Source organism: Streptomyces sp. NPDC057682 (genome assembly GCF_042799575.1).
Classification (GTDB): domain Bacteria; phylum Actinomycetota; class Actinomycetes; order Streptomycetales; family Streptomycetaceae; genus Streptomyces.
The window spans coordinates 12,740-35,260 of record NZ_JBHVIN010000012.1; the positions used below are offsets into that span (position 1 = coordinate 12,740).

The 22,521-nt window shown below is 72.8% G+C and carries 18 protein-coding genes; 10 read left to right on the forward strand and 8 right to left on the reverse strand.

All coding sequences use genetic code 11. From position 1 onward, the window contains the following. Positions 1-88 precede the first annotated feature (88 nt). The 3 genes from ACFVDM_RS22030 (at position 89) to ACFVDM_RS22040 (ending at position 5,662) form a co-directional block, all read left to right on the forward strand. Positions 89-1,012 carry a DUF3027 domain-containing protein gene (locus ACFVDM_RS22030; RefSeq protein WP_383642504.1) on the forward strand — a complete coding sequence of 308 codons (924 nt, stop codon included), beginning with the start codon at positions 89-91 and terminating at the stop codon, positions 1,010-1,012. Between the two features lie 521 nt (positions 1,013-1,533). After that, positions 1,534-4,734, forward strand: coding sequence for a sacsin N-terminal ATP-binding-like domain-containing protein (locus tag ACFVDM_RS22035; RefSeq protein ID WP_383643216.1), 3,201 nt, complete (start codon positions 1,534-1,536; stop codon positions 4,732-4,734). Between the two features lie 184 nt (positions 4,735-4,918). After that, positions 4,919-5,662 carry a calcium-binding protein gene (locus tag ACFVDM_RS22040; protein WP_383642507.1) on the forward strand — a complete coding sequence of 248 codons (744 nt, stop codon included), beginning with the start codon at positions 4,919-4,921 and terminating at the stop codon, positions 5,660-5,662. Between the two features lie 22 nt (positions 5,663-5,684). Here ACFVDM_RS22040 and ACFVDM_RS22045 read toward each other — a convergent pair whose 3' ends face one another. Both ACFVDM_RS22045 and ACFVDM_RS22050 read right to left on the reverse strand, forming a co-directional pair. After that, positions 5,685-8,183, reverse strand: a complete 2,499-nt coding sequence (locus ACFVDM_RS22045; RefSeq protein ID WP_383642510.1) for a cation-translocating P-type ATPase — start codon at positions 8,181-8,183, stop codon at positions 5,685-5,687. A 157-nt stretch (positions 8,184-8,340) separates the two neighbouring features. Beyond that, positions 8,341-8,631, reverse strand: coding sequence for a DUF2530 domain-containing protein (locus ACFVDM_RS22050; protein WP_383642513.1), 291 nt, complete (start codon positions 8,629-8,631; stop codon positions 8,341-8,343). A gap of 187 nt (positions 8,632-8,818) precedes the next feature. Between ACFVDM_RS22050 and ACFVDM_RS22055 the strand changes: the two genes are divergently transcribed. Next, the gene (locus ACFVDM_RS22055) at positions 8,819-10,273 is read left to right on the forward strand and encodes an NCS2 family permease (protein ID WP_383642515.1); all 1,455 of its coding nucleotides are present in this window, start codon (positions 8,819-8,821) and stop codon (positions 10,271-10,273) included. Between the two features lie 16 nt (positions 10,274-10,289). Here the strand turns inward: ACFVDM_RS22055 and ACFVDM_RS22060 are convergent, their stop codons facing one another. Then, entirely contained in the window at positions 10,290-10,496 is a 207-nt protein-coding gene (locus ACFVDM_RS22060; protein ID WP_383642518.1) for a ribbon-helix-helix protein, CopG family, read from the reverse strand. A 144-nt stretch (positions 10,497-10,640) separates the two neighbouring features. Between ACFVDM_RS22060 and ACFVDM_RS22065 the strand changes: the two genes are divergently transcribed. From ACFVDM_RS22065 to ACFVDM_RS22085, 5 genes are all read left to right on the forward strand, one after another. Continuing rightward, positions 10,641-11,081 (forward strand): MarR family winged helix-turn-helix transcriptional regulator, encoded by a 441-nt coding sequence (locus tag ACFVDM_RS22065; RefSeq protein ID WP_383642521.1) that lies wholly within the window; start codon positions 10,641-10,643, stop codon positions 11,079-11,081. Positions 11,082-11,177: 96 nt separating this feature from the next. Continuing rightward, a complete protein-coding gene (locus ACFVDM_RS22070; RefSeq protein WP_383642524.1) occupies positions 11,178-12,512 on the forward strand; it encodes an MFS transporter in 1,335 nt (444 codons plus the stop codon). Between the two features lie 141 nt (positions 12,513-12,653). After that, positions 12,654-13,217, forward strand: a complete 564-nt coding sequence (gene thpR, locus ACFVDM_RS22075) for an RNA 2',3'-cyclic phosphodiesterase (RefSeq protein WP_383642527.1) — start codon at positions 12,654-12,656, stop codon at positions 13,215-13,217. Beyond that, complete coding sequence (locus ACFVDM_RS22080; RefSeq protein WP_383642530.1) at positions 13,214-13,360, forward strand: hypothetical protein; 147 nt, start codon at positions 13,214-13,216, stop codon at positions 13,358-13,360. Before thpR ends, ACFVDM_RS22080 begins: the two co-directional genes overlap by 4 nt. 95 nt (positions 13,361-13,455) lie before the next feature. After that, the gene (locus ACFVDM_RS22085; protein WP_383642533.1) at positions 13,456-14,451 is read left to right on the forward strand and encodes an aldo/keto reductase; all 996 of its coding nucleotides are present in this window, start codon (positions 13,456-13,458) and stop codon (positions 14,449-14,451) included. Positions 14,452-14,566: 115 nt separating this feature from the next. Here the strand turns inward: ACFVDM_RS22085 and ACFVDM_RS22090 are convergent, their stop codons facing one another. From ACFVDM_RS22090 to pip, 3 genes are all read right to left on the reverse strand, one after another. Further along, positions 14,567-16,342, reverse strand: coding sequence for a serine/threonine-protein kinase (locus tag ACFVDM_RS22090; protein WP_383642535.1), 1,776 nt, complete (start codon positions 16,340-16,342; stop codon positions 14,567-14,569). A gap of 137 nt (positions 16,343-16,479) precedes the next feature. After that, positions 16,480-16,911 carry a hypothetical protein gene (locus tag ACFVDM_RS22095; protein WP_383642538.1) on the reverse strand — a complete coding sequence of 144 codons (432 nt, stop codon included), beginning with the start codon at positions 16,909-16,911 and terminating at the stop codon, positions 16,480-16,482. Positions 16,912-17,083: 172 nt separating this feature from the next. Then, positions 17,084-18,070, reverse strand: a complete 987-nt coding sequence (pip, locus tag ACFVDM_RS22100; RefSeq protein ID WP_383642541.1) for a prolyl aminopeptidase — start codon at positions 18,068-18,070, stop codon at positions 17,084-17,086. Between the two features lie 95 nt (positions 18,071-18,165). On the opposite strand from pip, the gene ACFVDM_RS22105 reads away from it, so the two are divergent. Continuing rightward, complete coding sequence (locus tag ACFVDM_RS22105) at positions 18,166-18,663, forward strand: hypothetical protein (protein ID WP_383642544.1); 498 nt, start codon at positions 18,166-18,168, stop codon at positions 18,661-18,663. Between the two features lie 58 nt (positions 18,664-18,721). On the opposite strand, the gene ACFVDM_RS22110 is transcribed toward ACFVDM_RS22105, so the two are convergent. Further along, positions 18,722-20,149, reverse strand: a complete 1,428-nt coding sequence (locus tag ACFVDM_RS22110) for a collagen-binding domain-containing protein (RefSeq protein ID WP_383642547.1) — start codon at positions 20,147-20,149, stop codon at positions 18,722-18,724. Positions 20,150-20,340: 191 nt separating this feature from the next. Then, positions 20,341-22,398 carry a protein kinase gene (locus ACFVDM_RS22115; protein WP_383642550.1) on the reverse strand — a complete coding sequence of 686 codons (2,058 nt, stop codon included), beginning with the start codon at positions 22,396-22,398 and terminating at the stop codon, positions 20,341-20,343. Positions 22,399-22,521: the final 123 nt, after the last annotated feature.

Below are 22,521 nucleotides of genomic sequence, written 5' to 3' on the forward strand. Positions count from 1 at the left end.
CAGGTCCGCTCCGCCCGCAGCCGTACGGCCGAAATCGATGGATGTGCTGGCGCGCTCGTGAGACTGGCGTAGGAGAGAAGCGAGACCTGTGAGTGCTGCGACGACGCGAAGCCGTACGGCCCGTACCCCCGTCCCCGACCGGCTGTGCGCGGAGGCGGTAGACCTCGCCCGCGCCTCGGCCGAGGAGGCCGCGGCGCCGGGGGTGGTGGGCGAGCATGTGGCCGTGGTCTCCGAGGGGGACCGGGTCGTCACGCACTACTTCGAGTGCACCGACCCCGGCTACCGGGGCTGGCGCTGGGCGGTGACGGTCGCCCGCGCCTCCCGGGCGAAGAACGTCACGCTCGACGAGACGGTGCTGCTCCCGGGCGGTGACGCCCTGCTGGCGCCGGAGTGGGTGCCGTGGAGCGAGCGGCTGCGGCCGGGCGACATGGGACCGGGCGATCTGCTGCCCACCGAGGCGGAGGACCTGCGGCTGGAGCCCGGGTACACCGGCGAGGACGAGCCGCCGCCGAACTCCGCCGTCTCCGAGGAGATGGCCGACCGGGTCGACGCGGAGGACGCCGAGCTGACCTCGCGCCCGGCCGGGACGAGCCGCGGTTCGATCGCCGCCGTCGCGGAGGAACTGGGCATGCGGCGGGCCCGGGTGCTGTCCCGGTACGGGCTGCACACGGCGGCCGACCGCTGGGACGAGGCGTTCGGCCCGAAGACCCCGATGGCACAGGCCGCTCCGGCGTCCTGTGTGAGCTGCGCGTTCCTGGTGCCGCTCGCCGGTTCGCTGCGGCAGGCCTTCGGGGTGTGCGCCAACGAGTTCGGTCCGGCGGACGGGCACGTGGTGTCCCTCGCCTACGGCTGTGGCGGGCACTCGGAGGCGGCGGTGATGCCGAAGCCGCCGAAGCCGGCGCCGCACGCGCTGGACACGATGCGGGTGGACGCGTACCCGCTGCGTCCGGAGCGGGACTCCGGGTCCGTTCCGGCGGAGGACGATCCCGAGAGCGATCTCGGGCACTCCTGACGCGGTGCGGGGGCTCTGGGCTCGGGGTTCCGTCCTCAAGCGCCGGACGGGCTGATGGGTGCGGGTTCCCCGCAGGGGCGCCTTCTGTTCGTCGTGTGGGGTCCGGGGTCCCTCCGGGGCGACTCCTCGAACGACGAACGTGCGGGCACCTCGTAAGGGCGTCCCGGTCTGTGTTCGTCGTTCTGCGGGGACGCCCCTGCACGCCCCCGAACCCGGCCGTCGCGCGTCTGCGGCAGCGTGATTCACCGGCGTGAGGACGCACAACCGGCCGGGTGGGGGCGTGCAGGGGTGTCCCCGCAGGAAATGGCGTACGACCCGGGTCCCTCGCGTACCGGGGTGAACACGCCATTTCTGAGGAGTCACCCCGGAGGGACCCCGCCCCCACCCACCGAACACGGGCGCACCCCGCGCCCCGGAGGGCACCCGCACCATCAGGGCCCCCGGGAAGCGCACACTGGGCAGCGCTGGGTAGGCGCAACCGGAGCATGGACAACGGACGAGGGAGTCACGTCGTGGGCATCATGGTGACCGAGGGGGCCGACCCGTTCGGAACGGCACGGCTGCGGCGCGGTGTGCTCGACGCCTGGGGCGCCGGCCCGGCCCGTTTCCGCGAGGACGCCAACGCGGAGGAGGACCTGGCGCTCGGCGGCTACCGCGACCGGCTGGTCGTCGAGCTGGCGCAGAACGCGGCCGACGCCGCGGCCCGCGCCGGAGTCCCCGGCCGGCTCCGCCTGACGCTGCACCCGGCGGCCGACGGCACCCCGCCCGTCCTCGCCGCCGCGAACACCGGGGCCCCGCTGGACGCCGCCGGGGTGGAGTCGCTGTCGACGCTGCGCGCCTCCGCCAAGCGAGAGGGCCACGAGAGCGCCGTCGGCCGGTTCGGCGTGGGCTTCGCCGCGGTGCTCGCGGTGAGCGACGAGCCCGCCGTCGTCGGCCGGCACGGAGGGGTGCGCTGGTCGCTCGCCGAGGCCCGGGACCTCGCCCGGGAGGCGGCCGTCGGCAGCCCCGGGCTCGGCGACGAACTGCGCCGGCGCGACGGCCACGTACCGCTCCTGCGGCTTCCGCTGCCCGCCGAGGGCACCGCCCCCGACGGCTACGACACCGTGGTCATCCTGCCGCTGCGCGACGCCGCCGCCGAGGACCTGGTGGAGCGGCTGCTGGCCGCCGTGGACGACGCGCTGCTGCTCACGCTGGGCGGCCTGGAGGAGATCGTCGTCGAGACCCCGGAGTCCGTACGGACCCTGCGGCGCTCGCAGCACGGCCCGTACACGCACGTCGAGGACTCCGCGCACGGCACGAACCGCTGGCGGACCGTCACCCGGCACGGCGCGATCGAGCCCGCGCTGCTCGCGGACCGGCCGCTGGAGGAACGGCTGCGCCCGCACTGGACGGTGACCTGGGCGGTCCCGGTGGACGAGGACGGCGCCCCGGTCCACCCCCGCACCGCCCCCGTGGTGCACGCCCCGACGCCCACCGACGAACCGCTCGGCGTCCCCGCGCTGCTGATCGCCTCGCTGCCGCTGGACACCACCCGGCGCCATCCCGCGCCCGGACCGCTCACCGACTTCCTGGTGCAGCGGGCCGCCGACGCGTACGCCGAACTGCTCGCCGACTGGCAGCCGGTGTCGGTCGCCACGATCGGCCTGGTGCCCGGCCCGCTGGGCAAGGGCGAACTGGACGGCGCCCTGCGCGCGGCCGTGCTGGAGCGGCTGCCGCGCGTCGCGTTCCTGGCCGCCGCGGCCCCGCGCGATCCGGCCGCCGAACCGGACCGCTGGGACGGCTGGGACGCCCCGGACACCGTGGCGGAGACGACGGCCGCGTTGCGGCCCCTGGAGGCCGAGGTCCTGGAGGGTGTCGGCGCGCAGACGGTCGCCGTCCTCGCCGAGGTGCTGCCCTGTCTCCTTCCGGCCGGACTGGAGCGCCGCGTCGAACTGCGCACGCTCGGGGTGGCCCGGGTGCCGCTGACTGAGGCGATCGACCGGCTGGCCGGGCTGGAACGCGAACCGGGCTGGTGGCGGCGGCTGTACGACAGCCTGACCGGTGTCGACCCCGACCGGCTCACCGGCCTTCCGGTGCCGCTGGCCGGGACGGCGTCCGAGCGGCCGGACCCGGACGTTCCGGCCGTGCCGCGGACGACGATCGGCCCCCGCCAGATCCTGCTCCCGCTGCCCGACGCGCTGACCGGGCCCGTGCTGGAGCGGCTGGGCCGGCTCGGTCTGAAGGTCGCCCACCCGGACGCCGCGCATCCGCTGCTGGAGAAGCTCGGCGCCCTGCCCGCCACGCCGCGCGCCGTGCTGACGACCCCGCAGGTGCGGGCCGCCGTCGCCGGTTCGCTGGACGCGGACGAGATCTGGGACGAGGACGCGCTGGACGGCGAGGAGCTGGCCGAGACCGTGCTGACCCTGGTCAGGGACGCCGGTCTGGAGCCGGGCGACGAACCGTGGCTGGGCGCCCTCGCCCTCCCCGACGAGGACGGCGAACCGGCGCCCGCCGGGGAACTGGTGCTGCCCGGCAGCCCGTTCGCCGCGGTGATGCGCGAGGGCGAACTCGCCCTGTGCGACGAGGAGCTGGCCGCCCGCTGGGGCGAGCAGCCGCTCACCGCCTGCGGGGTCCTCGCCACGTTCGCCCTGGTCCGGGCCACCGATGTGGTGCTCGACCCGGACGAACTCGACCCGCGCGACGGTGACTTCGCGGAACCGGACGACGCCGGGCTGCTCGACGCCGTCGACGTGTGGTGCGAGGACGTTCTGGACGGGCTCCCGGACGCGCCGGTCCCGCCGGTCGCCACCGAGATCGTCGCCGTCCGCGACCTCGACCTCGTGGACGACGACGCCTGGCCGCAGGCGCTCGCCCTGCTCGCCCGGCCGCCGCTGCGCGACGCGCTGACCCAGCCGGTCCGCGTGCTGCTTCCGGACGGCACGACGGAGTCGGTGCGCCCGTACGCCGCGTGGTGGCTGCGCGGCCACCCGGTGCTGGACGGCCGCCGCCCGGCGGGGCTCCGCGCCCGGGGCGGCGATCCGCTGCTGGCCGGTCTGTACGACTCCGTGGACGCCACCGGCTTCGACGACGCGCAGGTGCTGCGCGCCCTCGGGGTGCGGACCTCGGTGGCCGCGCTGCTCGACGAGCCCGGCGGGGCCGCCGAACTCCTGGGCCGGCTCGCGGATCCGGACCGCCCGGTCGGCCCCGTACAGCTCCACGCCCTGTACACCGCGCTCTCCGCGCTCGATCCGGAGCAGGTGACGCTCCCGGACGAGCTGCGGGCGGTGGTGGACGGCGAGGTGCGGGTCGTGGACGCGGCGGACGCGGTCATCGCGGACGCCCCCGATCTGCTGCCGCTGACCGGCGGGCTGCCCCTGCTTCCGGTCGCCCCGGCGTGCGCGGCGGATCTGGCGGACCTGCTCCAGGTGCGGCGGCTCGGCGAGTCCGTCGAGGCCGGGGTGACCACCGAGGGCGAGGAGCACCGCGTCCCGGACTCCGTCCGGGTCCTGCTGGGCCCCGCCACCCCCGACACCTATCTGGAGCACGGCGAACTCCGCGCGGGCGGCGTCGAACTCGACTGGCGCCGCACCCCCGACGGCACCGTCCACGCCGCCACCCTGGAGGGCGTCGCCGCCGGACTCGCCTGGGCCGCCGGCCAGTGGCCCCGCCGCTTCGAGGTCGCCGCCCTGCTGGAGGACCCCTCCCGTACGGAGGAACTGGCCCGCGACCGCTGGTTCGACTGATCCGGCGGCGGGCGGCCGGGTGCTGCTAGGGGAGTTCACCAGAGCTCTTCGCCGAATCTCCACATCCTTGTACAACCCTTCACGTTCGAGCGCGGTCTGTTCGGATGAGTCATCCCGACTCGACTGACCGGCCGGCCCGTGGGTTCCGCTTGCGGACCGGCCCTCTGCGTACGGGGAATCACACATGCGCATGCGTACATCCGCCGTCGTCTCCGCCGGTGTTCTCGCCCTGGCGGCGCTGGCGGTGCCGTCCGCCCAGGCCGACGGCCACTACGGCGACACGGCGATCACCAAGGTGACGGTCAACGGCGGCAAGAACGTGATCGTCGGCACGAGCCTCGTCAAGAAGTTCACCGTGGTCGTGACGGCCAAGGACGACTCCGGGATCAAGGAGGCCGACATCGTCCTGCACGGCCCGGGATTCGGCTTCCTCGACGCGAGCGGTGTCCGCTGCTCGGGCAGCACCTGCACGGCGAGCTTCCTCGTCGACCCGAAGGTCGATCTGCCGTACTCGAACGACTACGCGGGCACCTGGTACGTCGACGCCTGGGTGGACGCCAAGGACGGCGACTACGTCTGGAAGGGCAAGGCGGGCTCCTTCAAGTTCCAGCGGGCGGCCACGCTGGGCGTCAACGCCGCGCCCGAGCCGGTGAAGAAGGGGAAGACGCTCACGGTGACCGGCAAGCTGGCGCGGGCCAGCTGGGACGACTTCAAGTACCACGGCTACAGCGGTCAGTCGGTCGGGCTGCAGTTCTGCAAGAAGGGCAGCAAGACCTACACCACCGTGAAGACCGTCAGGACGAGCAGCACCGGCGCGCTGAAGACCACGGTCAAGGCGTCGGCCGACGGCTACTGGCGCTACAGCTTCGCCGGTACGTCCACGACCCCGGCCGTCGTCTCCTCGGGCGACTTCGTCGACGTGAAGTAGCCCCGGGGCGGGCGCCGCCGCCCTACGCGGGCCAGCGGCGCCCCACCAGGCGCCAGGCGTACTCCAGGGCGACCGAGGCGATCGCGGCGATGCCGACGGCGGTCCACGGCATCGTGGTGCCGACCAGTTTCAGGGCGAAGAAGTCCTGGAGCCAGGGGACGGCGAGGACGACGAGGAAGGCGGCGCCCATGGCGAGGACGAGGCAGATCCGCCACCAGGTGTAGGGGCGGGCGATGATCGCGAGGACCCACATCGAGACGAGGAACAGGGTGAGGGTGGCGGTGCTCGTCTCGGCGTCCAGGGCGCCGGTTCCGGCGTAGTGGGAGCGGGCGATCAGGTAGGTCGTGAAGGTGGCGGCGGCCGCGATGACGCCGGAGGGGATCGCGTACCGCATGACGCGGCGGACGAAGTGCGGGTGGGCGCGTTCCTTGTTGGGGGCCAGGGCGAGGAAGAACGCCGGGACGCCGATGGTGAGGGTGGACAGCAGGGTGAGGTGGCGGGGCAGGAACGGGTACTCGACCTGGAAGCAGACGACGAGGACGGCGAGGAGCACCGAGTAGACGGTCTTCGTCAGGAACAGGGTGGCGACGCGGGTGATGTTGCCGATGACGCGGCGGCCCTCGGCGACGACGGAGGGGAGCGTCGCGAAGCTGTTGTTGAGGAGGACGATCTGGGCGACGGCGCGGGTGGCCTCGGAGCCGGAGCCCATGGAGACGCCGATGTCGGCGTCCTTGAGGGCGAGGACGTCGTTGACGCCGTCGCCGGTCATGGCGACGGTGTGGCCGCGTGACTGGAGGGCGGCGACCATGTCGCGCTTCTGCTGGGGGGTGACGCGGCCGAAGACCGCGTTCTCCTCCATGGCGGTGGCCATCTCGTCCGGGTCGGTGGGCATCCGGCGCGCGTCCAGGGTGTGTTCGGCGCCGGGCAGCCCGAGCTTGGCGGCGACGGCGCCGACGGAGACGGCGTTGTCGCCGGAGATGACCTTGGTGGCGACGCGCTGGTCGGCGAAGTAGGCGAGGGTCTCGCCGGCGTCGGGGCGCAGCCGCTGTTCGAGCACGATCAGGGCGCTGGGCAAGGCCCCGTCGGAGGGGGACGGATCGTCCAGCTCGCCCTTGACCCGGGCCAGCAGCAGCACGCGCAGCCCCTGTTCGTTGAGCTGCTCGATCTCGGTGAGGGCGGCGTCGTCCTCGGGGAGCAGGACGTCGGGGGCGCCGAGCAGCCAGGCGGAGGCGTGGCCGTCGCCCTCGTCGAAGGAGGCGCCGCTGTATTTGCGGGCGGAGGAGAACGGGAGGGTGTCGGTGACGGTCCAGGGCCGGTCGGGGTCCGCCGGGTAGGCGTCGACGATGGCCTGGAGGCTGGCGTTGGGGCGGGGGTCGGAGGAGCCGAGGGCGCCGAGCACCCGGCGGAGGTAGGGCTCCTCGGTGCCGTTCAGCGGGCGGACCTCGGTGACGTCCATGCCGCCCTCGGTGAGGGTGCCGGTCTTGTCGAGGCAGACGACGTCGACCCGGGCCAGGCCCTCGATCGCGGGCAGTTCCTGGACCAGGCACTGCTTGCGTCCCAGCCGTACGACACCGATCGCGAAGGCGACGGAGGTGAGCAGGACCAGCCCTTCGGGGATCATCGGGACGATGCCGCCGACGGTCCGGGCGATGGAGTCCTTGATGTTGTTGTCCTTGACGACCAGCTGACTGATGATCAGCCCGATCGCGGTCGGGATCATCATCCAGGTGACGTACTTGAGGATGGTGGAGATGCCGCTGCGCAGCTCCGACTGGACGAGCGTGAAGCGGGAGGCCTCCTCGGCGAGCTGGGCGGCGTAGGCCTCGCGGCCGACCTTGGTGGCGGCGAACGCGCCGCCGCCCGCGACGACGAAGCTGCCGGACATGACGGGGTCGCCGGCCCGTTTGAGCACGGGGTCGGCCTCGCCGGTGAGCAGGGACTCGTCGATCTCCAGGTTGTCGGCCTCGGCGACCGTGCCGTCGACGACGACCTTGTCGCCGGGTCCGAGTTCGATCACGTCCCCGAGGACGATCTCGGAGGTGGAGATCTCGGCGGCCACGCCGTCGCGCCGGACCGTGGGTCTGGCCTCCCCGATCACGGCGAGGCTGTCGAGGGTCTTCTTGGCCCGCCACTCCTGCACGATGCCGATGCCGGTGTTGGCGATGATCACGAAGCCGAAGAGGCTGTCCTGGATCGGCGCGACGATCAGCATGATCAGCCAGAGCACGCCGATGATCAGGTTGAACCGGGTGAAGACATTGGCCCGGACGATTTCGGTCAGGGACCGGGAGGACCGTACGGGGACGTCGTTGACCTCGCCGCGGGCGATCCGTTCGGCGACCTCGGCGGCGGTGAGTCCGCGCCGCACGGCGGCCGGGTCGGGCAGCTCCACCGGGTGGACCGGGTCCAGTTCGGATCCGGCGTCGATCATCACCGGCCGTTCGGCGGAGCCGGTGCCGGAGGGTTCGGTGGAGGTGCCGTCCGGCAGGTCGCCGGAGGGATCGGGTGCCCGCTGAGTCATGGTTCCGACGGTACGGGCGGATCGTCCGCTTCACCCGCCAGGGGGTCCGAAGATCAGACCGGGGGAGGAGGGGAATGGTCCCGTGGTTGTACGCGCGGTCCCGGCCGGGCGGCCGGGCGGCCCCTTGCTCGGGCGAGGGTCCCGGGGCGTCCGTGTCTCAGGAGGAGGTGCCGGCGGCGTCCGCGCCGTCGCCGGAGGCGTGGGCCGCGGCGGCCCGCTTGATCGCCGCGTCGCGGCCCCGCACGTACCAGATGCCGATCAGGCCGAGGCCGGCCCCGGCCAGGCAGGTCCACACCCACCACAGATGGCCGTGGTCGTCGAACCAGCCGTAGAACGGGATCTGGACCAGGAAGAGGACGAACCAGAGGATCGTGCCGCCGGTGATCGTCGCGACGACCGGGCCCTCCAGGGGCTCCGGTGCCTCGTGCTTCGCAGTCCACTTCGCCATGCCGCCAGTGTAAGCGGCGGGTACATAAAGGCCGTCGGCCCAGTCGGCCCAAGGGTCTACGCGCGGAGATAGCGATCTTCGCCTTATGTATTCATACTGAATCTGCTTAAGACTGGCTCGAATTATTCGTGTGAATGTCCAAAGCTGACCACTTTTTACCTCCTTCTACGTACGACTGAGGTCATCCATGTCCCCCTCGGCCACCGCTCCGGTCGACCCCAAGATGCCCCCGCCGCCCTCGTCGGCCGGCGGCCTGGACCGCTTCTTCAAGATCTCCGAGCGGGGGTCGACGATCGGTCGCGAGATCCGCGGCGGTTTCGCCACGTTCTTCGCGATGGCCTACATCATCGTGCTCAACCCGATCATTCTGGGCAGCGCGAAGGACATGTACGGCCACCAGCTCGACGGCGGCCAGCTGGTCACCGCCACGGTGCTGACCGCCGCGTTCTCCACCCTGCTCATGGGCGTCATCGGCAACGTCCCGATCGCGCTCGCCGCCGGCCTCGGCGTCAACACCGTCGTCGCCCTCCAGCTCGCCCCCCGGATGAGCTGGCCCGACGCCATGGGCATGGTCGTCCTCGCGGGCATCGTCGTGATGCTCCTGGTCGCCACCGGGCTCCGCGAGCGCGTGATGAACGCCGTACCGACCTCGCTCCGCAAGGGCATCGCGATCGGTATCGGCATGTTCATCCTGCTGATCGGACTGGTCGACTCGGGCTTCGTCTCCCGCATCCCGGACGCCGCGCACACCACCGTGCCGCTCCAGCTCGGCAGCGACGGCCACCTCAACGGCTGGCCGGTGCTCGTTTTCGTCCTCGGTGCGCTGCTCACCCTCGCGCTGATCGTCCGCAAGGTGCCGGGCGCGATCCTGATCTCCATCGTCGCCATGACCGTCGTCGCGCTGATCATCGACGCGATCGCGGACCTGCCGGGCGAGGCCTGGGGCCTGACCGTGCCGAAGTGGCCGGGCAACCCGGTCGACGCCCCGGACTTCGGGCTGATCGGTCACGCGAGCCTGTTCGGCGGCTTCGACAAGGTCGGCGTCCTGACCGGCATCCTGTTCGTCTTCACCGTGCTGCTGTCCTGCTTCTTCGACGCCATGGGCACCATCCTCGGCGTCGGCGACGAGGCCAAGCTGACCGACGAGAACGGCAACTTCCCCGGCATCAACAAGGTGCTGTTCGTCGACGGCATCGCGGTCGCCGCGGGCGGTGGCACCTCCTCGTCCGCCTCGACCTGCTTCGTGGAGTCCACCGCGGGTGTCGGCGAGGGCGCGCGGACCGGTTTCGCGAGCATCGTCACGGGTCTGCTGTTCACGGCGTCGCTGTTCCTCACGCCGCTGGCGACCATGGTCCCCTCGCAGGCGGCCACCCCGGCCCTGCTGGCCGTCGGCTTCCTGATCATCGCGGGCTCGGTGCGGGACATCGACTGGAGCGACTACACGCTCGCGATCCCGGCCTTCCTGGCCATGGTCATGATGCCGTTCACGTACTCGATCACCAACGGCATCGGCATCGGCTTCATCGCGTTCTGCGTGCTGCGGCTGGCCGCCGGGCGCGGTCGCGAGGTGCCCGTCGCCATGTACGCGGTGTCGGCGGTCTTCGTCTTCTACTACGCGATGCCGGCGCTCGGCCTCACGTGATCCCCGGGTCGGGGGCTCAGGTGACCTCTTCGGCCCTGGCCCCCTCCGCCCCGTAGAACTTCTCCGTCTCCTCGACGGCCGACTGGAAACGTTCGTCGAAGTCGTCGCGAATGAGCGTCCGGACCACATAGTCCTGGACGCTCATTCCGCGTTTTGCGGCGTGCTGCTTGAGCCGGTCGAGCAGCTCACCGTCTATGCGCAGGCTGAGCACTGTCGATCCCATGGCAAGCAGGGTTACGTCCCGCGGGGCCGAAGTGCGTGACTTTCCGGAAGCGACTCACTCGTTTGGGTGATCGATTGGTAAACACGCACGCGCGCGATACCACCGAGTGGTCTTTAGGGTAGGTAATGAGTTACGCTAACAAACATGCCTGACCTGATCCACGACGGCGACAGTGCCGCCGCCGTGAGCTCCCTCCGCTCCGCCGTCATGCTGCTGGGCCGGCGCCTCAAGCACCAGCGCGTCGACGAGTCGCTGAGCCCCACCGAGATGTCGGTGCTCGGCACGCTCGCCCGCTGCGGTTCCGCCACCCCCGGTGAGCTGGCCCGCAAGGAGCATGTGCAGCCGCCGTCGATGACCCGCATCGTCGCGCTGCTGGAAGCCAAGGGACTTGTCAGACTGGAACCGCACCCCGATGACCGTCGTCAGAAGATGGTCAGCCAGACCGAGCAGGCCGAGGCCATGCTCGCCGAGAGCCGCGACAAGCGGAACGCCTGGCTGACCACCCTTGCCGAAGGCCTGGACGAGGACGAGTGGGAGACGCTGCGCAAGGCGGCGCCCGTGCTCGAAAAGCTCGCCCACCTGTAGCGGGGCGGACCGCGCCGGACCGGGTCCGGCGCACCGCCCCCACCGAGGCGTCCCCGTCAGTCAGCCCAGTGTCCACGCCCGAGGAGGCGAACCCTTTTGAGTACGGGATCCGGAGCAGACTCCGCCCCCGCACCGACTTCCACCCACGAGAGCAGGACCGGCGGGACCTTCTCGTCGCTGAAGATACGCAACTACCGCCTGTTCGCCACGGGCGCCGTGATCTCCAACACCGGTACCTGGATGTCCCGCATCACGCAGGACTGGCTCGTCCTGAGCCTGACCGGGTCCGCCGCCGCCGTCGGCATCACCACGGCACTCCAGTTCCTTCCGATGCTGCTCTTCGGCCTCTACGGCGGCGTCATCGCCGACCGCCTCCCGAAGCGCAAGCTCCTTCTCGTCAGCCAGGCCGCCCTCGGGCTCTGCGGCATCGCGCTCGCGGTCCTCACGCTCTCCGGCGTGGTCCAGGTGTGGCACGTCTATCTGATCGCGTTCCTGCTCGGCATGGTCACGGTCGTGGACAACCCGGCGCGCCAGTCGTTCGTCTCCGAGATGGTCGGCCCCGCGCAGCTGCGCAACGCCGTCAGCCTGAACTCGGCGAACTTCCAGTCCGCCCGGCTCATCGGCCCCGCCGTCGCGGGTGTGCTGATCACCACGGTCGGCAGCGGCTGGGCCTTCATGTTCAACGGGCTGTCGTTCGCCGCCCCGCTGATCGGCCTCCTGATGATGCGGACGAGCGAGCTGCACAAGGCCACCGTCGTGCCCCGGGCCAAGGGCCAGCTCCGCGAAGGGCTGCGTTACGTCTCCGGCCGCCCCGAGCTGATCTGGCCGATCGTCCTGGTCGGCTTCGTCGGCACCTTCGGCTTCAACTTCCCGATCTGGCTGACGGCCTTCGCGGACGAGATCTTCCACGGCGGCGCCGGGATGTACTCGTTCTTCAACATCCTCATGGCGGCCGGCTCCCTCGCCGGCGCGCTGCTCGCCGCCCGCCGCCGCTCCTCGCGGCTGCGGATGCTCGTCGCCGCCGGTACGGCCTTCGGCCTCCTGGAGATCATCGCCTCCGTGGCGCCGTCCGTCTGGCTCTTCGCGCTCCTGCTGGTCCCGATCGGGATGATCGGCCTCACGACCAACATCAGCGCCAACACCAGCGTCCAGATGGCCGCCGACCCGGCCATGCGCGGCCGGGTGATGAGCCTGTACATGATGGTCTTCGCCGGTGGTACGCCGGTGGGCGCCCCGATCGTCGGCTGGATCAGCGACGCGTACGGCGTCCGCACCGGCATGGCGGTCGGCGGGGCCTTCTCGCTGCTGGCCGCGCTGGGCGTGGGCTTCATGCTGGCCCGCGTCGGCGGTCTGCGCCTGAAGGTCGACCTCCGCCCGGGACGGCCGCACGTCCGCTTCGTCCCCCGCGAACAGCTGGCGACGGCGGCCTGACCGCCTCCGCCCCGCAGACGCGGAACGGCCCCGCACCGGAACGACCGGTGCGGGGCCGTCGTGCTGGGGAGGGGGAGGCGGAGGGGGATGGGGCGGCGGCCGGGAAGCCCGGAACGGGCCGGGGGCTGCCAGACTCGCCGTATGAGACTCTTCGCCGCCGTGCTGCCGCCGGAGCCCGCCGTGGAGGAGTTGCGCGGGGCGGTGGCGCCGCTGCGGCGACTGCCGGGGGCCGAGGGGCTGCGGTGGACGGAACCCGCCGGATGGCACTACACGCTCGCGTTCCTCGGGGAGGTGGCGGACGAGGTCCTGCCGGAGCTGTACCGGCGGACGGAGCGGGCCGCGCGCCGGACGGAGGCCTTCGGGCTGCGGGTGCACGGTGCCGGGCGGTTCGACGGGCGGGCGCTGTGGACGGGTGCCGCGGGGGCGCTGGACACCCTGCGGCTGCTGGCCGAGCGGGCGGACGCGGCGGCCCGGCGGTCCGGGGTGCCCATGGAGGAGCACCGCCGCTACGTCCCGCATCTCACGCTGGCCCGCAGCCGGGTCCCGGCCGATCTGGCCCCGTTCGTGTCCGCGCTGGAGGGTTTCGAGGGGCTGCACTGGGAGGCCCGTGAGCTGAGTCTCGTCCGCAGCACCCTGCCGACGGGCGGGGTGCCGGGGGAGCGCCCGCGCTACGAGGCGGTGCGGGCCTGGCCGCTGGGCGGATGAGCCGGGAGGCGGGCCTGGCCGCCGGGGCGGCGAGCCGGTCGGGTTACGCTCGTCGGGTGGATCCGAAGACCAGAAACCGCATCATGGCGGCCGTGCTCGTACTGATGTTCGCCGTCGTCGCCGTGGCCGCCGCGCTCGGCTGACCTCCGTACTCCGTCGTGCCCCGCCCCGGCCATTCGAGGCGGCGGCCCCGGCAGTGCTTGCTTCGAGCGGACTCGAAGGCGTTGGCTGGGGGACCATGAAGTACACACATCTGGGACGCACCGGACTCGAAGTCAGCCGTCTCGTGCTCGGCACGATGAACTTCGGTCCGCAGACCGACGAGGCCGACAGCCACACCATCATGGACGCCGCGCTCGACGCGGGCGTCAACTTCTTCGACACCGCCAACGTCTACGGCTGGGGCGAGAACAAGGGCCGCACCGAGGAGATCATCGGCAGCTGGTTCGACCGCGGCGGCGACCGCCGGGACAAGGTCGTCCTCGCCACCAAGGTGTACGGCAACATGGGCGCCGACGGCGAGGCCTGGCCCAACCACCACAAGCTGTCCGCGGTGAACATCCGCCGCGCCGTGGACGCCAGCCTCAAGCGGCTGCGGACGGACCACATCGACGTCTACCAGTTCCACCACATCGACCGGGACACCCCCGTCGACGAGATCTGGCAGGCCATCGACGTCCTGGTCCAGCAGGGCAAGATCCTCTACGCCGGTTCCTCGAACTTCCCCGGCTGGAAGATCGCCCAGATGAACGAGACGGCCCGGCACCGCGGCTCGTACGGTCTCGTCAGCGAGCAGTGCCTCTACAACCTCGCGGAGCGCCGCGCGGAGATGGAGGTCATTCCGGCCGCGCAGGAGTACGGCCTCGGCGTCATTCCCTGGTCGCCGCTGCACGGCGGTCTGCTCGGCGGCGCCATCCGCAAGGAGAGCGCGGGCGGCTCGGCCCGTTCGGCCTCCGGCCGGGCCGCCGAGACGCTTGCCGATCCGGCGGCCCGCGCGCAGATCCAGGCGTACGAGGATCTGCTGGACAAGCACGGTCTGGAGCCCGGCGAGGTGGGCCTGGCCTGGCTGCTGACGCGTCCCGGGGTCACCGGCCCGATCACCGGCCCGCGCACCCTGGCCCAGCTGGAGTCCGCGCTCCGCGCGGTCGAGCTGGAGCTGTCGGACGAGGTGCTGTCCGGCCTCGACGAGATCTTCCCGGGCCCGGGGCCCTCGCCGGAGGCCTTCGCCTGGTAGGGGCGCGTTCCGGCGTCGGCCGGGCGGTCCGGGCGCGTTCCCGGAACCGGCCGACCGGTCCGGGCGCGGTCCCGCGTTCCCGGAGCTTGCCGGGCGGTCCGGGCGCCGTGTGCGCTCAGGCCGTCCGGCCGCCCGTGTTCGTACTGCCGGGGCCCCCGCCGCCGGGGGCCGTTCCGCCCGTGTGCGTTCCGCCGGGGTTCGTCGCGGGCGACAGGATCCGGCCCAGTCCCGCCGCGGTCCCCAACCAGACCGCGCAGCCGATCGGCAGGGACCAGAGGGGGCCGAGGGCGGAGAGGTGGGCGAGCATCGCCCAGGTCAGGACCCCGTTGATCCAGCCGCTCATGGTGAGGAGCAGGGCCGCGCGCGGGGGCAGCCGCAGCCGCATGACCAACTGGTCGGCGATGAGCACGCCGACGGTCAGCGCGGCGAGGCAGGCGCCGCCCGCGAAGACGACGTAGCGTCCGGAGATCCTGCCCGTCACCCCGTGGTCGATGGCCGCCCCGCCGGCCCCCAGCGGGAAGGCGAGCAGCAGCGCGGACAGGAGCCGGTCGAAGAGCCTGCGCTCCCGCGGGTCGAAGACATTGGTGAACCCGTGCGTCGCGGCCATGCCGGCCAGCCCGGCCAAGCCGCTGAGGACGAGGGCGCTCCCGGTCTGGGTGGGGACGCACAGCAGCAGGAGGACGCCGGTGACGAGGGCGGTCCCCGCGCCGGCCAGCCAGGTCGCGGCGACCGTGCGGGTGGACACCGAGCCGATGCGCGGCGACCGTCCGCCGATCCGCAGCCGCGCGGGCGGGGTGATGGGCTGTCCGGGCGGCAGCGGGTACGGGTACGAGGGCGGCTGGACCTGTTGGTGCCGCTGCTGCGGCGGCGACGGGGTGGACGGCGGGGCGGCGGCGTGGGCGACGGACCCCAGGGTGGTGGGGGTGTTGTCGGGTTCGGGGAAGGGTGCACGGGCCGGTTCCGGTTCCGGTACGGGGTCCGGTGGGACCGGTGCCGGAGGCACCACGGCTTCGGCCGCTCCGGCGGTACCCGCCGCCCCGGCCGCGCGGGCGGCCTTCAGCAGGGCGGACACCTCCGCCGCGTCCGCCGGGCGCTCGTCCGGCTCCTTGGCGAGCAGCCGCAGGACGAGCGCGTCGAGTCCGTCGTACCCGGCCAGCTCCGCCCGGCGTTCGCTCGGCGGGCGGGGGGTGTTCCTGAGGTGCTGGGCCAGCACGGAGGTGCCCGTGCCGGTGAACGGCGGCTCGCCCGTGAGGAGGGCGTGGAGGAGACAGCCGAGGGAGTAGAGGTCGCTGCGGCTGTCGATGGTGTCGGGCGTCACGATCTGTTCCGGTGACATGTAGAGCGGGGTGCCGATCACGAACCCCGTCGCCGTCAGATCGGTGCGCGTCAGGGGGCCGGCCGTGGACAGCATCCGCGCGATCCCGAAGTCCAGGATCTTGATGGCGCCCTCGGAGGTGAGCAGGACATTGGCCGGTTTGATGTCGCGGTGGACGATGTCCGCCCGGTGCGCGGTCTCCAGTCCGGCGCAGATGGCGAGCGCCCAGTCGATCACCTCGGCGGGCGGGACGGGGTCCGGCTTCCGCTTCTCCAGTACGGCCCCGAGGTCGCGCCCCCGCAGGTGTTCCATGACGAGGTACAGCACGCGCTCGTCGGCCACCCGCGCCTCGCCGAAGTCGTGCAGGGTGACGATGTGCGGGCTCGACAGGCCGCCGACCACCCGGGCCTCGCGGGTGAAGCGGGTGACGGCGGTGTCCTCGTCGGGCTGGCTGAGGACCTTGACCGCGACCGTACGGCCGATGCGCTCGTCCTCGGCCAGCCAGACCCGGCCCATACCGCCGGAGCCCACCGGCTCCTTCAGCCGGTACCGCCCGTCGAGAAGCACTCCGCGCATCGGCCGTCCCCGCTCAACTCGTCTGACCCGCCTGGTACATGATGACCCGACAGTCAGCCCGTGGCCCAGGGTGCGCCGTATTCCGATGGGGTTTCGGACGCGCCCGGGGCGCGGTCGAGCGGGAGTCGCGCGTGCGGTCAGGCGGAGATGCTCACCCAGCCGGAGCAGGTGCCCGCGGTGATCAGCTTGGTCGACCAGTGGCCCTTGCAGACGCGGAAGCGGACGGTGACGCCCTCGGTGAAGTCCTTGTTCTTGAAGCGGTTCGCGCCGTAGCCGTCCGCGTTGAAGATGGCGCCGTAACGGCTTCCGGCCTCCCAGTCGACGACGGCGGACGAGCCGTCGGAGTTCCCGTCGTAGACCGAGAACCAGTCACCGGTGGGGGAGAAGCACGCCTGGTTCGAGGAGGTGGCGACGCACTTGTCCCACGAGACCCCGCTCGAATGGGTGGTGGCCGTGGCGCGTTCGGTCTCGGCGGTGGCGGCGGAGGCCTGGGTGACGGCGAGCATCAGGGCGGCGGACAGGGTGCCGGCGATCGCGCCTATGCGGGTGAGGGAGCGTGCTGCGGACATGGTTCCTCCGTTGTGGTGCCGTGGCCGGCGACGATCACCGGCCGCAGCCCACCCTAGATGTCATGCCCACGTAAAAAGCAAGGGGGTTCTGCTCGGGCCTCGTTCCGCTCGGGCCTGGCTCTGCTCGGGCCGGGCTCTGTTCGGGCCTTGCTCTGCTCAGGCGTTGCTCTGCTCAGTCCTCCGCGAACCGGTCCAGCGCCGCCAGGATCGCCCGGCTCGTCGCCGCTCCGCCCAGGTGCCCCGCGTCCTCGATCACCGTCAGTTCGGCGTCCGGCCACGCCTTGGCCAGTTCCCAGGCGGTGGAGAGAGGGCCGCCCATGTCGAGCCGGCCGTGGATCAGCACACCCGGGATGCCCGCCAGCCGCCCGGCGTCCCGGATCAGCTGCCCCTCCTCCAGCCAGGCGCCGTGGGAGAAGTAGCGCGCGCAGATGCGGACGAGCGCCTGCCGCGCGGGTCCCGGCCGGCCGCTGTACGGGGGCGGACCGCTGTGCGCCTCCATCGAGAGGACGGTGTCCTCCCAGGCGCACCAGTCGGCGGTGGCGCGGGCCCGTACCTCCGGATCGGGGCTCTCGGTGCGCGCGGCGTACGCGACGAGTACCTCGGGGGTCGTCTCGCCCGCCGCCTCCGGGACCCCGGCCCGGAACCGGTCCAGGGCCTCCGGGAAGAAGCGCCCGGCGCCCCGGTACAGCCAGTCGATCTCGGAGCGCCGGGACGTGGTGACGGCCGGGATCACGATCTCGGAGACCCGCTCCGGGTGCCGCTCGGCGTACGCGAGGATCAGCGTGGAGCCCCACGAGCCCCCGTACAGCAGCCAGCGGTCCACGCCCAGGTGGGTGCGGAGCCGTTCCATGTCGGCGATCAGCCGGTCCGTGGTGTTGAAGCGCAGATCGGCGGCGGGGTCGCTCGCGTGCGGGGTGGAGCGGCCGCAGTTGCGCTGGTCGAAGAGGATCACGCGGTAGCGCGCGGGGTCGAAGAACCGGCGCGCGCCCGGGGTGCATCCGGAGCCGGGACCGCCGTGCACCACGAGGGCGGGCTTTCCCGCCGGGTTGCCGCAGGCCTCCCAGTACACGAGGTTTCCGTCCCCCGCGTCCAGCATCCCGTGGTCGTACGGCTCGATCGGCGGGTACCTGTCGTCGGGGAGGCGCGGCGCGGACGTCATCAGCGGAGGGTACAAACGATCACCGGGCCGGTCCACCGGATTCCCCGGCGCGAGCACCCGCCGGGAGGCTCGCGCGCGGGCGTAGCCTGGACGCCGTGAACTCCACTCCTGAGGTCCTGGCCGTACTCGGTGACCTGCTCTCCGCCGCTGATGCCGACGCCCGCGGTGCGCTCTGGCAACTGGACCGGCAGGGCAGGGAGTTGGATGCCAATCTGGTACGGCTGCCGCCGGGCGGCGAGGTCGGGGAGCACCAGGAGAACGTGCTGGACGTGCTCCTCGTGGTCCTGGAGGGCGGCGGCCGGCTCGCCCCCGGCGACGGCGGCGAGCCCCTGGCGCTGACGCCCGGCACGGTGACGTGGCTGCCGCGCACCTCACGCCGCTCGCTCACCGCCGGGCCCGAGGGGCTCGCCTATCTCACGGTGCACCGCCGCCGCCCCGGCCTCGCGATCACCCGCGCGCCCGCGCCGGTGGCGTACGAGGGGGGCGAGGCGCCCTGCGCGCTGGACCGGGTCTGTCCCGAGTGCGGCCGGATGGCGATGGAGTCGGCGCCGGTGTTCTGCAGCGCCTGCGGGGAGCGGTTCCCGGACCGCTGACCCCGGGGCCGCTGACCCCGGGGCCGCTGACCCCGGGGCCGGTGGCTGCGGGGCGGCTTCAGTGGCGCGGCCGGCGGCGGCGTCCCGACAGGAAGACCCCGCCGGCGACGAGCAGCAGGGCCCCAGCGGCGGCGTAGAGCGTCGTGGACGTACCGGTGTCGGCGAGTCCGCCGCCCGGCGGGCGGTGGTGGTGGCCGCCACCCCCGCCCGGCCATTCCGGGTGCGAGCGCGTCGGCACCGCGGTGTGTCCGGTGGGGGTCGGCTCGGGCGCGGTCCCGGTCGGCGTCGGTTCGCTCGGCGACGGCGTCGGCTCGCTGGGACTGGGGCTCGGGCTCGGCTCGCTCGTCGTGGTGGACGGCGAGGGCGAGGGCGACGGTTCGCCCCCGCAGTCGATGTCGGCGTCGAACGGGAACTCGTGGATCTCGCCCGCGTCCACGGCCGACGCGCCGCCTTCGGTCAGCGGACCCTCCGTCAGCTGCCGGGCCACGACAGTGCCTTCGATGTTCGAGGCGTCGATGTCCGTGAGGTGGGCCCGGGGTGCGTAGAAGGTGCCTTCGAGGGAGTCGCCGGAGGCCATGGTGATGTCGGTCGCGTCGGAGAAGTTCCAGAGCATGTACGGGGCCTGCTCACCGGACGTCCCGGCGGTGTTCGGCACGTTCCACACGTACGTGCCGCCGCTCCCCGTCGTGTCGACGTCCACGACGAACGGGGTGGTCGGTGACGGCGGGGTGTCGAAGACCAGCTCGGAGAGGTTGTTCAGCTGCTCGCCGGTCAGGTGCAGGACGTTGGTCCGGCCCTCGGTGAGGGTGAGGTGGGCGCTGGTGCCGGCCGGGAAGCCGGTCTGGTCGGGGAGCGGGTTTCCCGCGGAGTCGCGCAGGACCACGTTGGTGCCGCAGGTGCCGATGGCGTCCGAGCGCTCCCGGAACCGGGCGAACAGCGCGTCCAGGTCCGGGAGTCCGGTGGTGTCGGTGACCGAGGCGGCCGGCTGGCGGCCGGTCTCCTCCACGCGCGGGGTCGAGTTGTACGCCGCGTTCGCGGCGACGATCTGCGTGGCGACGGAGGCCCCGTTGGCGTCCGTGTCCAGGACGGAGGAGCCCGTAGGGTCGCCGATCTTGACGTAGCCGTCGTTGAGCACCTTCAGCACACCCTGCGGCGAACTGCCCGCGTGATCGATCCTGCCGCCGACGAGCAGGGCGGTCGGACTGTCGTCGCCGGGCGCGGTGAAGCTGCCGGGGGTGTGCAGCGCGATGTTGTACCCGGGACCGTAGGTCAGGTTTCCGCCGACGGCGACGGATCCCTCGGTCTCCGCGCTGCCCAGGGTGGCGTCCTCCTGGACGATGATCCCGAAGCCGTGGGAGCCCTCCAGCGGGTTGCCCGCGTAGTCGGCCGCCGCGGGGAGGGCGGTGGCGAGGCAGAGGACACAGGCGGCCACGGAGGCGGCGGCGGTACGGGCGGGACCGCTGCGGGGGAGAACGGTGTGCGTCATGCCCGGGAACGTAAATCCGATGGTCGGTCCGGAGGGCGCGGCGGGGCCGCCGTCTCACCCGTGTGGCTTCCGCGCTCCGTCCATTGGGCGCGCGGGGCGGGGCCGGGCGGGGAGTGGGTGGAACGGGGGGCTCGGGTCAGGGCCGAACCCGGCCGGGTCGGGTCAGGGTTGGGCCAGGGCCTGCGGGCAGGTCAGACGCTGTCCGTCCACAGCTGTGACGTCGCCTGTGCGTCGCAGGCGGCGGCGGACGGGGCGGCGGCGTAGCCGACCACGGACAGGCAGGTGCCCGCGCCCGTGTTCACGACGTTGTGGCCCCGGGACGTCGAGACGGTGATCTTCCACGACTGGCGCGCGGAGCCGTCGCAGGGGTTGAGGGCGTAGCCCATGAACTTCTGTGCTTCCAGGCACTTTCCGGTGCCGCCGTTGACGAGGGTGAAGGTGTTGCCGGGCCCGGACTTGTAGGTCCAGGTGTAGTCCATGCGGTAGCCACTGCGGGTGCCCGCGCACTTCTCGGTGGTCGCGGCAGCCGTGCCCCCGTAGGAGTTGACGGCCGAGGCGAGGCACGTGTTCTTGGCGAGGTTCTTCATGGCGTGCACGGTGGTGGGCGCCGGCAGGGCGGGGTCCTGGCCGACGCCTCCGCCGCCCGAGCCGGAGCCTGTGGTTCCGCCGCCGCCGGAGGAGCCGGAGGAGCCGGACCCGGTGGAGGATCCGGTTCCGCCTCCGGTGGTGCCCGTGGAGCCGGAGCCGGTGGTGCCGTCCGTGCCGTCGGCGGTGCCGCCCTTGCCGCCGTCGCGCGCGCTCGCGGACGCGTCGGGCGTCTTGCGGGAGGCCGAGGCGGTGGGTGAGGGCGAGCCCGAGGCCGTGGCGGTGGGGCCGCCGGACGCCGACGCGGTGGGGGTGCCGGGCGTCCGCGACCCGGAGGCGCCGGGCCGGGCCTCCGCGTCGGGCACCTCGAACGGGGCGAGCTTGAGGGTCAGGGTGGTCCCGGCGACGATCACGACGGGCACGGCGACGAGAAGGACCCGCCGCCGCCGGGACGGCCGGGCGGGATGGGCCTCGTTCTCCGGCTTCGCCGCGGCGTCCGGACCGGCCTTTCCGCCCTCCGGGGGGCCGACGGCGGGAGGCACCCGCTCCGCCCCCTCGACCTCCTCCGGTCCCTGTTCCGCTTCCGGCTCCGGTTCGGGCGGCGGGGTCCGGTTGGCGAAGGCCTCGCGGGCGGTGATGCGGTCGGTGACGGCCGGGGGCCACGGGCTGGAGACCGCCTCCGGGACGCGGGCGTCGGCACGGGCGAAGAGCGCGTCGGTGCCGGGCCGTTCGGCCGGGTCCTTGGCCAGGCAGGAGCCCACCAGTTCGGCCAGCTCGGGATCGGTGCGGGGCAGCCGGCCGAGGTCGGGTTCCTCGTGGACGATGCGGTAGAGCAGGTCGAGGCCCGAGCCGTCGCCGAACGGGGGCCGCCCGTTCGCCGCGTACAGCACCAGGCTCGCGAGCGCGAACACGTCGGCGGCGGTGGTCAGCTTCTGATTGGCGATCGCCTGCTCGGGGGCCATGTACGCGGGCGTCCCGACGACCATGCCGGTCTTGGTGAGCCGGCTCTGGTCGGCGGCGCGGGCCACCCCGAAGTCGATCAGCGTGAGCCCGTCGAGCGTCAGCATCACATTGGACGGCTTGAGGTCGCGGTGCACGATCCCCGCCGCGTGCACCGTGCGCAACCCGTCGGCGGCGTCGCGCAGCAGCCGCCACAGCGCGTCGGCGGGCAGCGGGCCGTCGTGCAGCCGCAGGGCCTCGCTCAGGGTGATCCCGGGGATGAAGTCCGTGGCGAACCACGGCGGCTTCGCCTCCCGGTCGCTCGCCAGCAGCCGCGCGCTCGTGCGGCCCGGCAGCCGCCCGAGGTTGTCCAGCTCGTGCCCGAAGTGGCCGAGGAACGCGGTGTCCTCGGCCAGTGCGGGCAGCACCTGCTTGACGGCCGCGTAGTGCCCGGCGGGCCGGACGGTTCCGTCGGCCGGTTCCGCGCCGTCGGCCGGTTCCGCGCCGTCGGCCGGTTCCGCGCCGTCGTCCGGCCGGGTGCCCTCGTCCGGCCGCGTCTCGTCGGTCGCCTCCGGTGGGAGGACGCCGAGATAGACCCGGCCCATGCCGCCCGAGCCGAGTACGCCGAGCAGCCGGAACGGGCCGATGCGTCGCGGATCGCGCGGCTCCAGGGGCCTGGCCCCGCTGCCGTCCAGATGTGCGTGGTCTTCAGGTCCCCCGAGCATGGGCGACAGGCTAGCCGAGGCGCACCGTCCGCCGTGACGGATGGATCCACCAAAGGGTGGCAAACGCAAGGGTGTTGACGTCCGGCTGATCGGCCCGCCCTCCGTCCGGGAACTGCGCGGCCC

Excerpts from the sequence above, each read along its gene's own strand:
- ACFVDM_RS22035 (WP_383643216.1), top strand. The coding sequence starts at position 1,534 with ATGGTGACCGAGGGGGCCGACCCGTTCGGAACGGCACGGCTGCGGCGC.
- ACFVDM_RS22040 (WP_383642507.1), top strand. The coding sequence starts at position 4,919 with ATGCGCATGCGTACATCCGCCGTCGTCTCCGCCGGTGTTCTCGCCCTG.
- ACFVDM_RS22045 (WP_383642510.1), bottom strand. The coding sequence starts at position 8,183 with ATGACTCAGCGGGCACCCGATCCCTCCGGCGACCTGCCGGACGGCACC.
- ACFVDM_RS22050 (WP_383642513.1), bottom strand. The coding sequence starts at position 8,631 with ATGGCGAAGTGGACTGCGAAGCACGAGGCACCGGAGCCCCTGGAGGGC.
- ACFVDM_RS22055 (WP_383642515.1), top strand. The coding sequence starts at position 8,819 with ATGTCCCCCTCGGCCACCGCTCCGGTCGACCCCAAGATGCCCCCGCCG.
- ACFVDM_RS22060 (WP_383642518.1), bottom strand. The coding sequence starts at position 10,496 with ATGGGATCGACAGTGCTCAGCCTGCGCATAGACGGTGAGCTGCTCGAC.
- ACFVDM_RS22065 (WP_383642521.1), top strand. The coding sequence starts at position 10,641 with ATGCCTGACCTGATCCACGACGGCGACAGTGCCGCCGCCGTGAGCTCC.
- thpR (WP_383642527.1), top strand. The coding sequence starts at position 12,654 with ATGAGACTCTTCGCCGCCGTGCTGCCGCCGGAGCCCGCCGTGGAGGAG.
- ACFVDM_RS22080 (WP_383642530.1), top strand. The coding sequence starts at position 13,214 with ATGAGCCGGGAGGCGGGCCTGGCCGCCGGGGCGGCGAGCCGGTCGGGT.
- ACFVDM_RS22085 (WP_383642533.1), top strand. The coding sequence starts at position 13,456 with ATGAAGTACACACATCTGGGACGCACCGGACTCGAAGTCAGCCGTCTC.
- ACFVDM_RS22090 (WP_383642535.1), bottom strand. The coding sequence starts at position 16,342 with ATGCGCGGAGTGCTTCTCGACGGGCGGTACCGGCTGAAGGAGCCGGTG.
- ACFVDM_RS22095 (WP_383642538.1), bottom strand. The coding sequence starts at position 16,911 with ATGTCCGCAGCACGCTCCCTCACCCGCATAGGCGCGATCGCCGGCACC.
- pip (WP_383642541.1), bottom strand. The coding sequence starts at position 18,070 with ATGACGTCCGCGCCGCGCCTCCCCGACGACAGGTACCCGCCGATCGAG.
- ACFVDM_RS22110 (WP_383642547.1), bottom strand. The coding sequence starts at position 20,149 with ATGACGCACACCGTTCTCCCCCGCAGCGGTCCCGCCCGTACCGCCGCC.
- ACFVDM_RS22115 (WP_383642550.1), bottom strand. The coding sequence starts at position 22,398 with ATGCTCGGGGGACCTGAAGACCACGCACATCTGGACGGCAGCGGGGCC.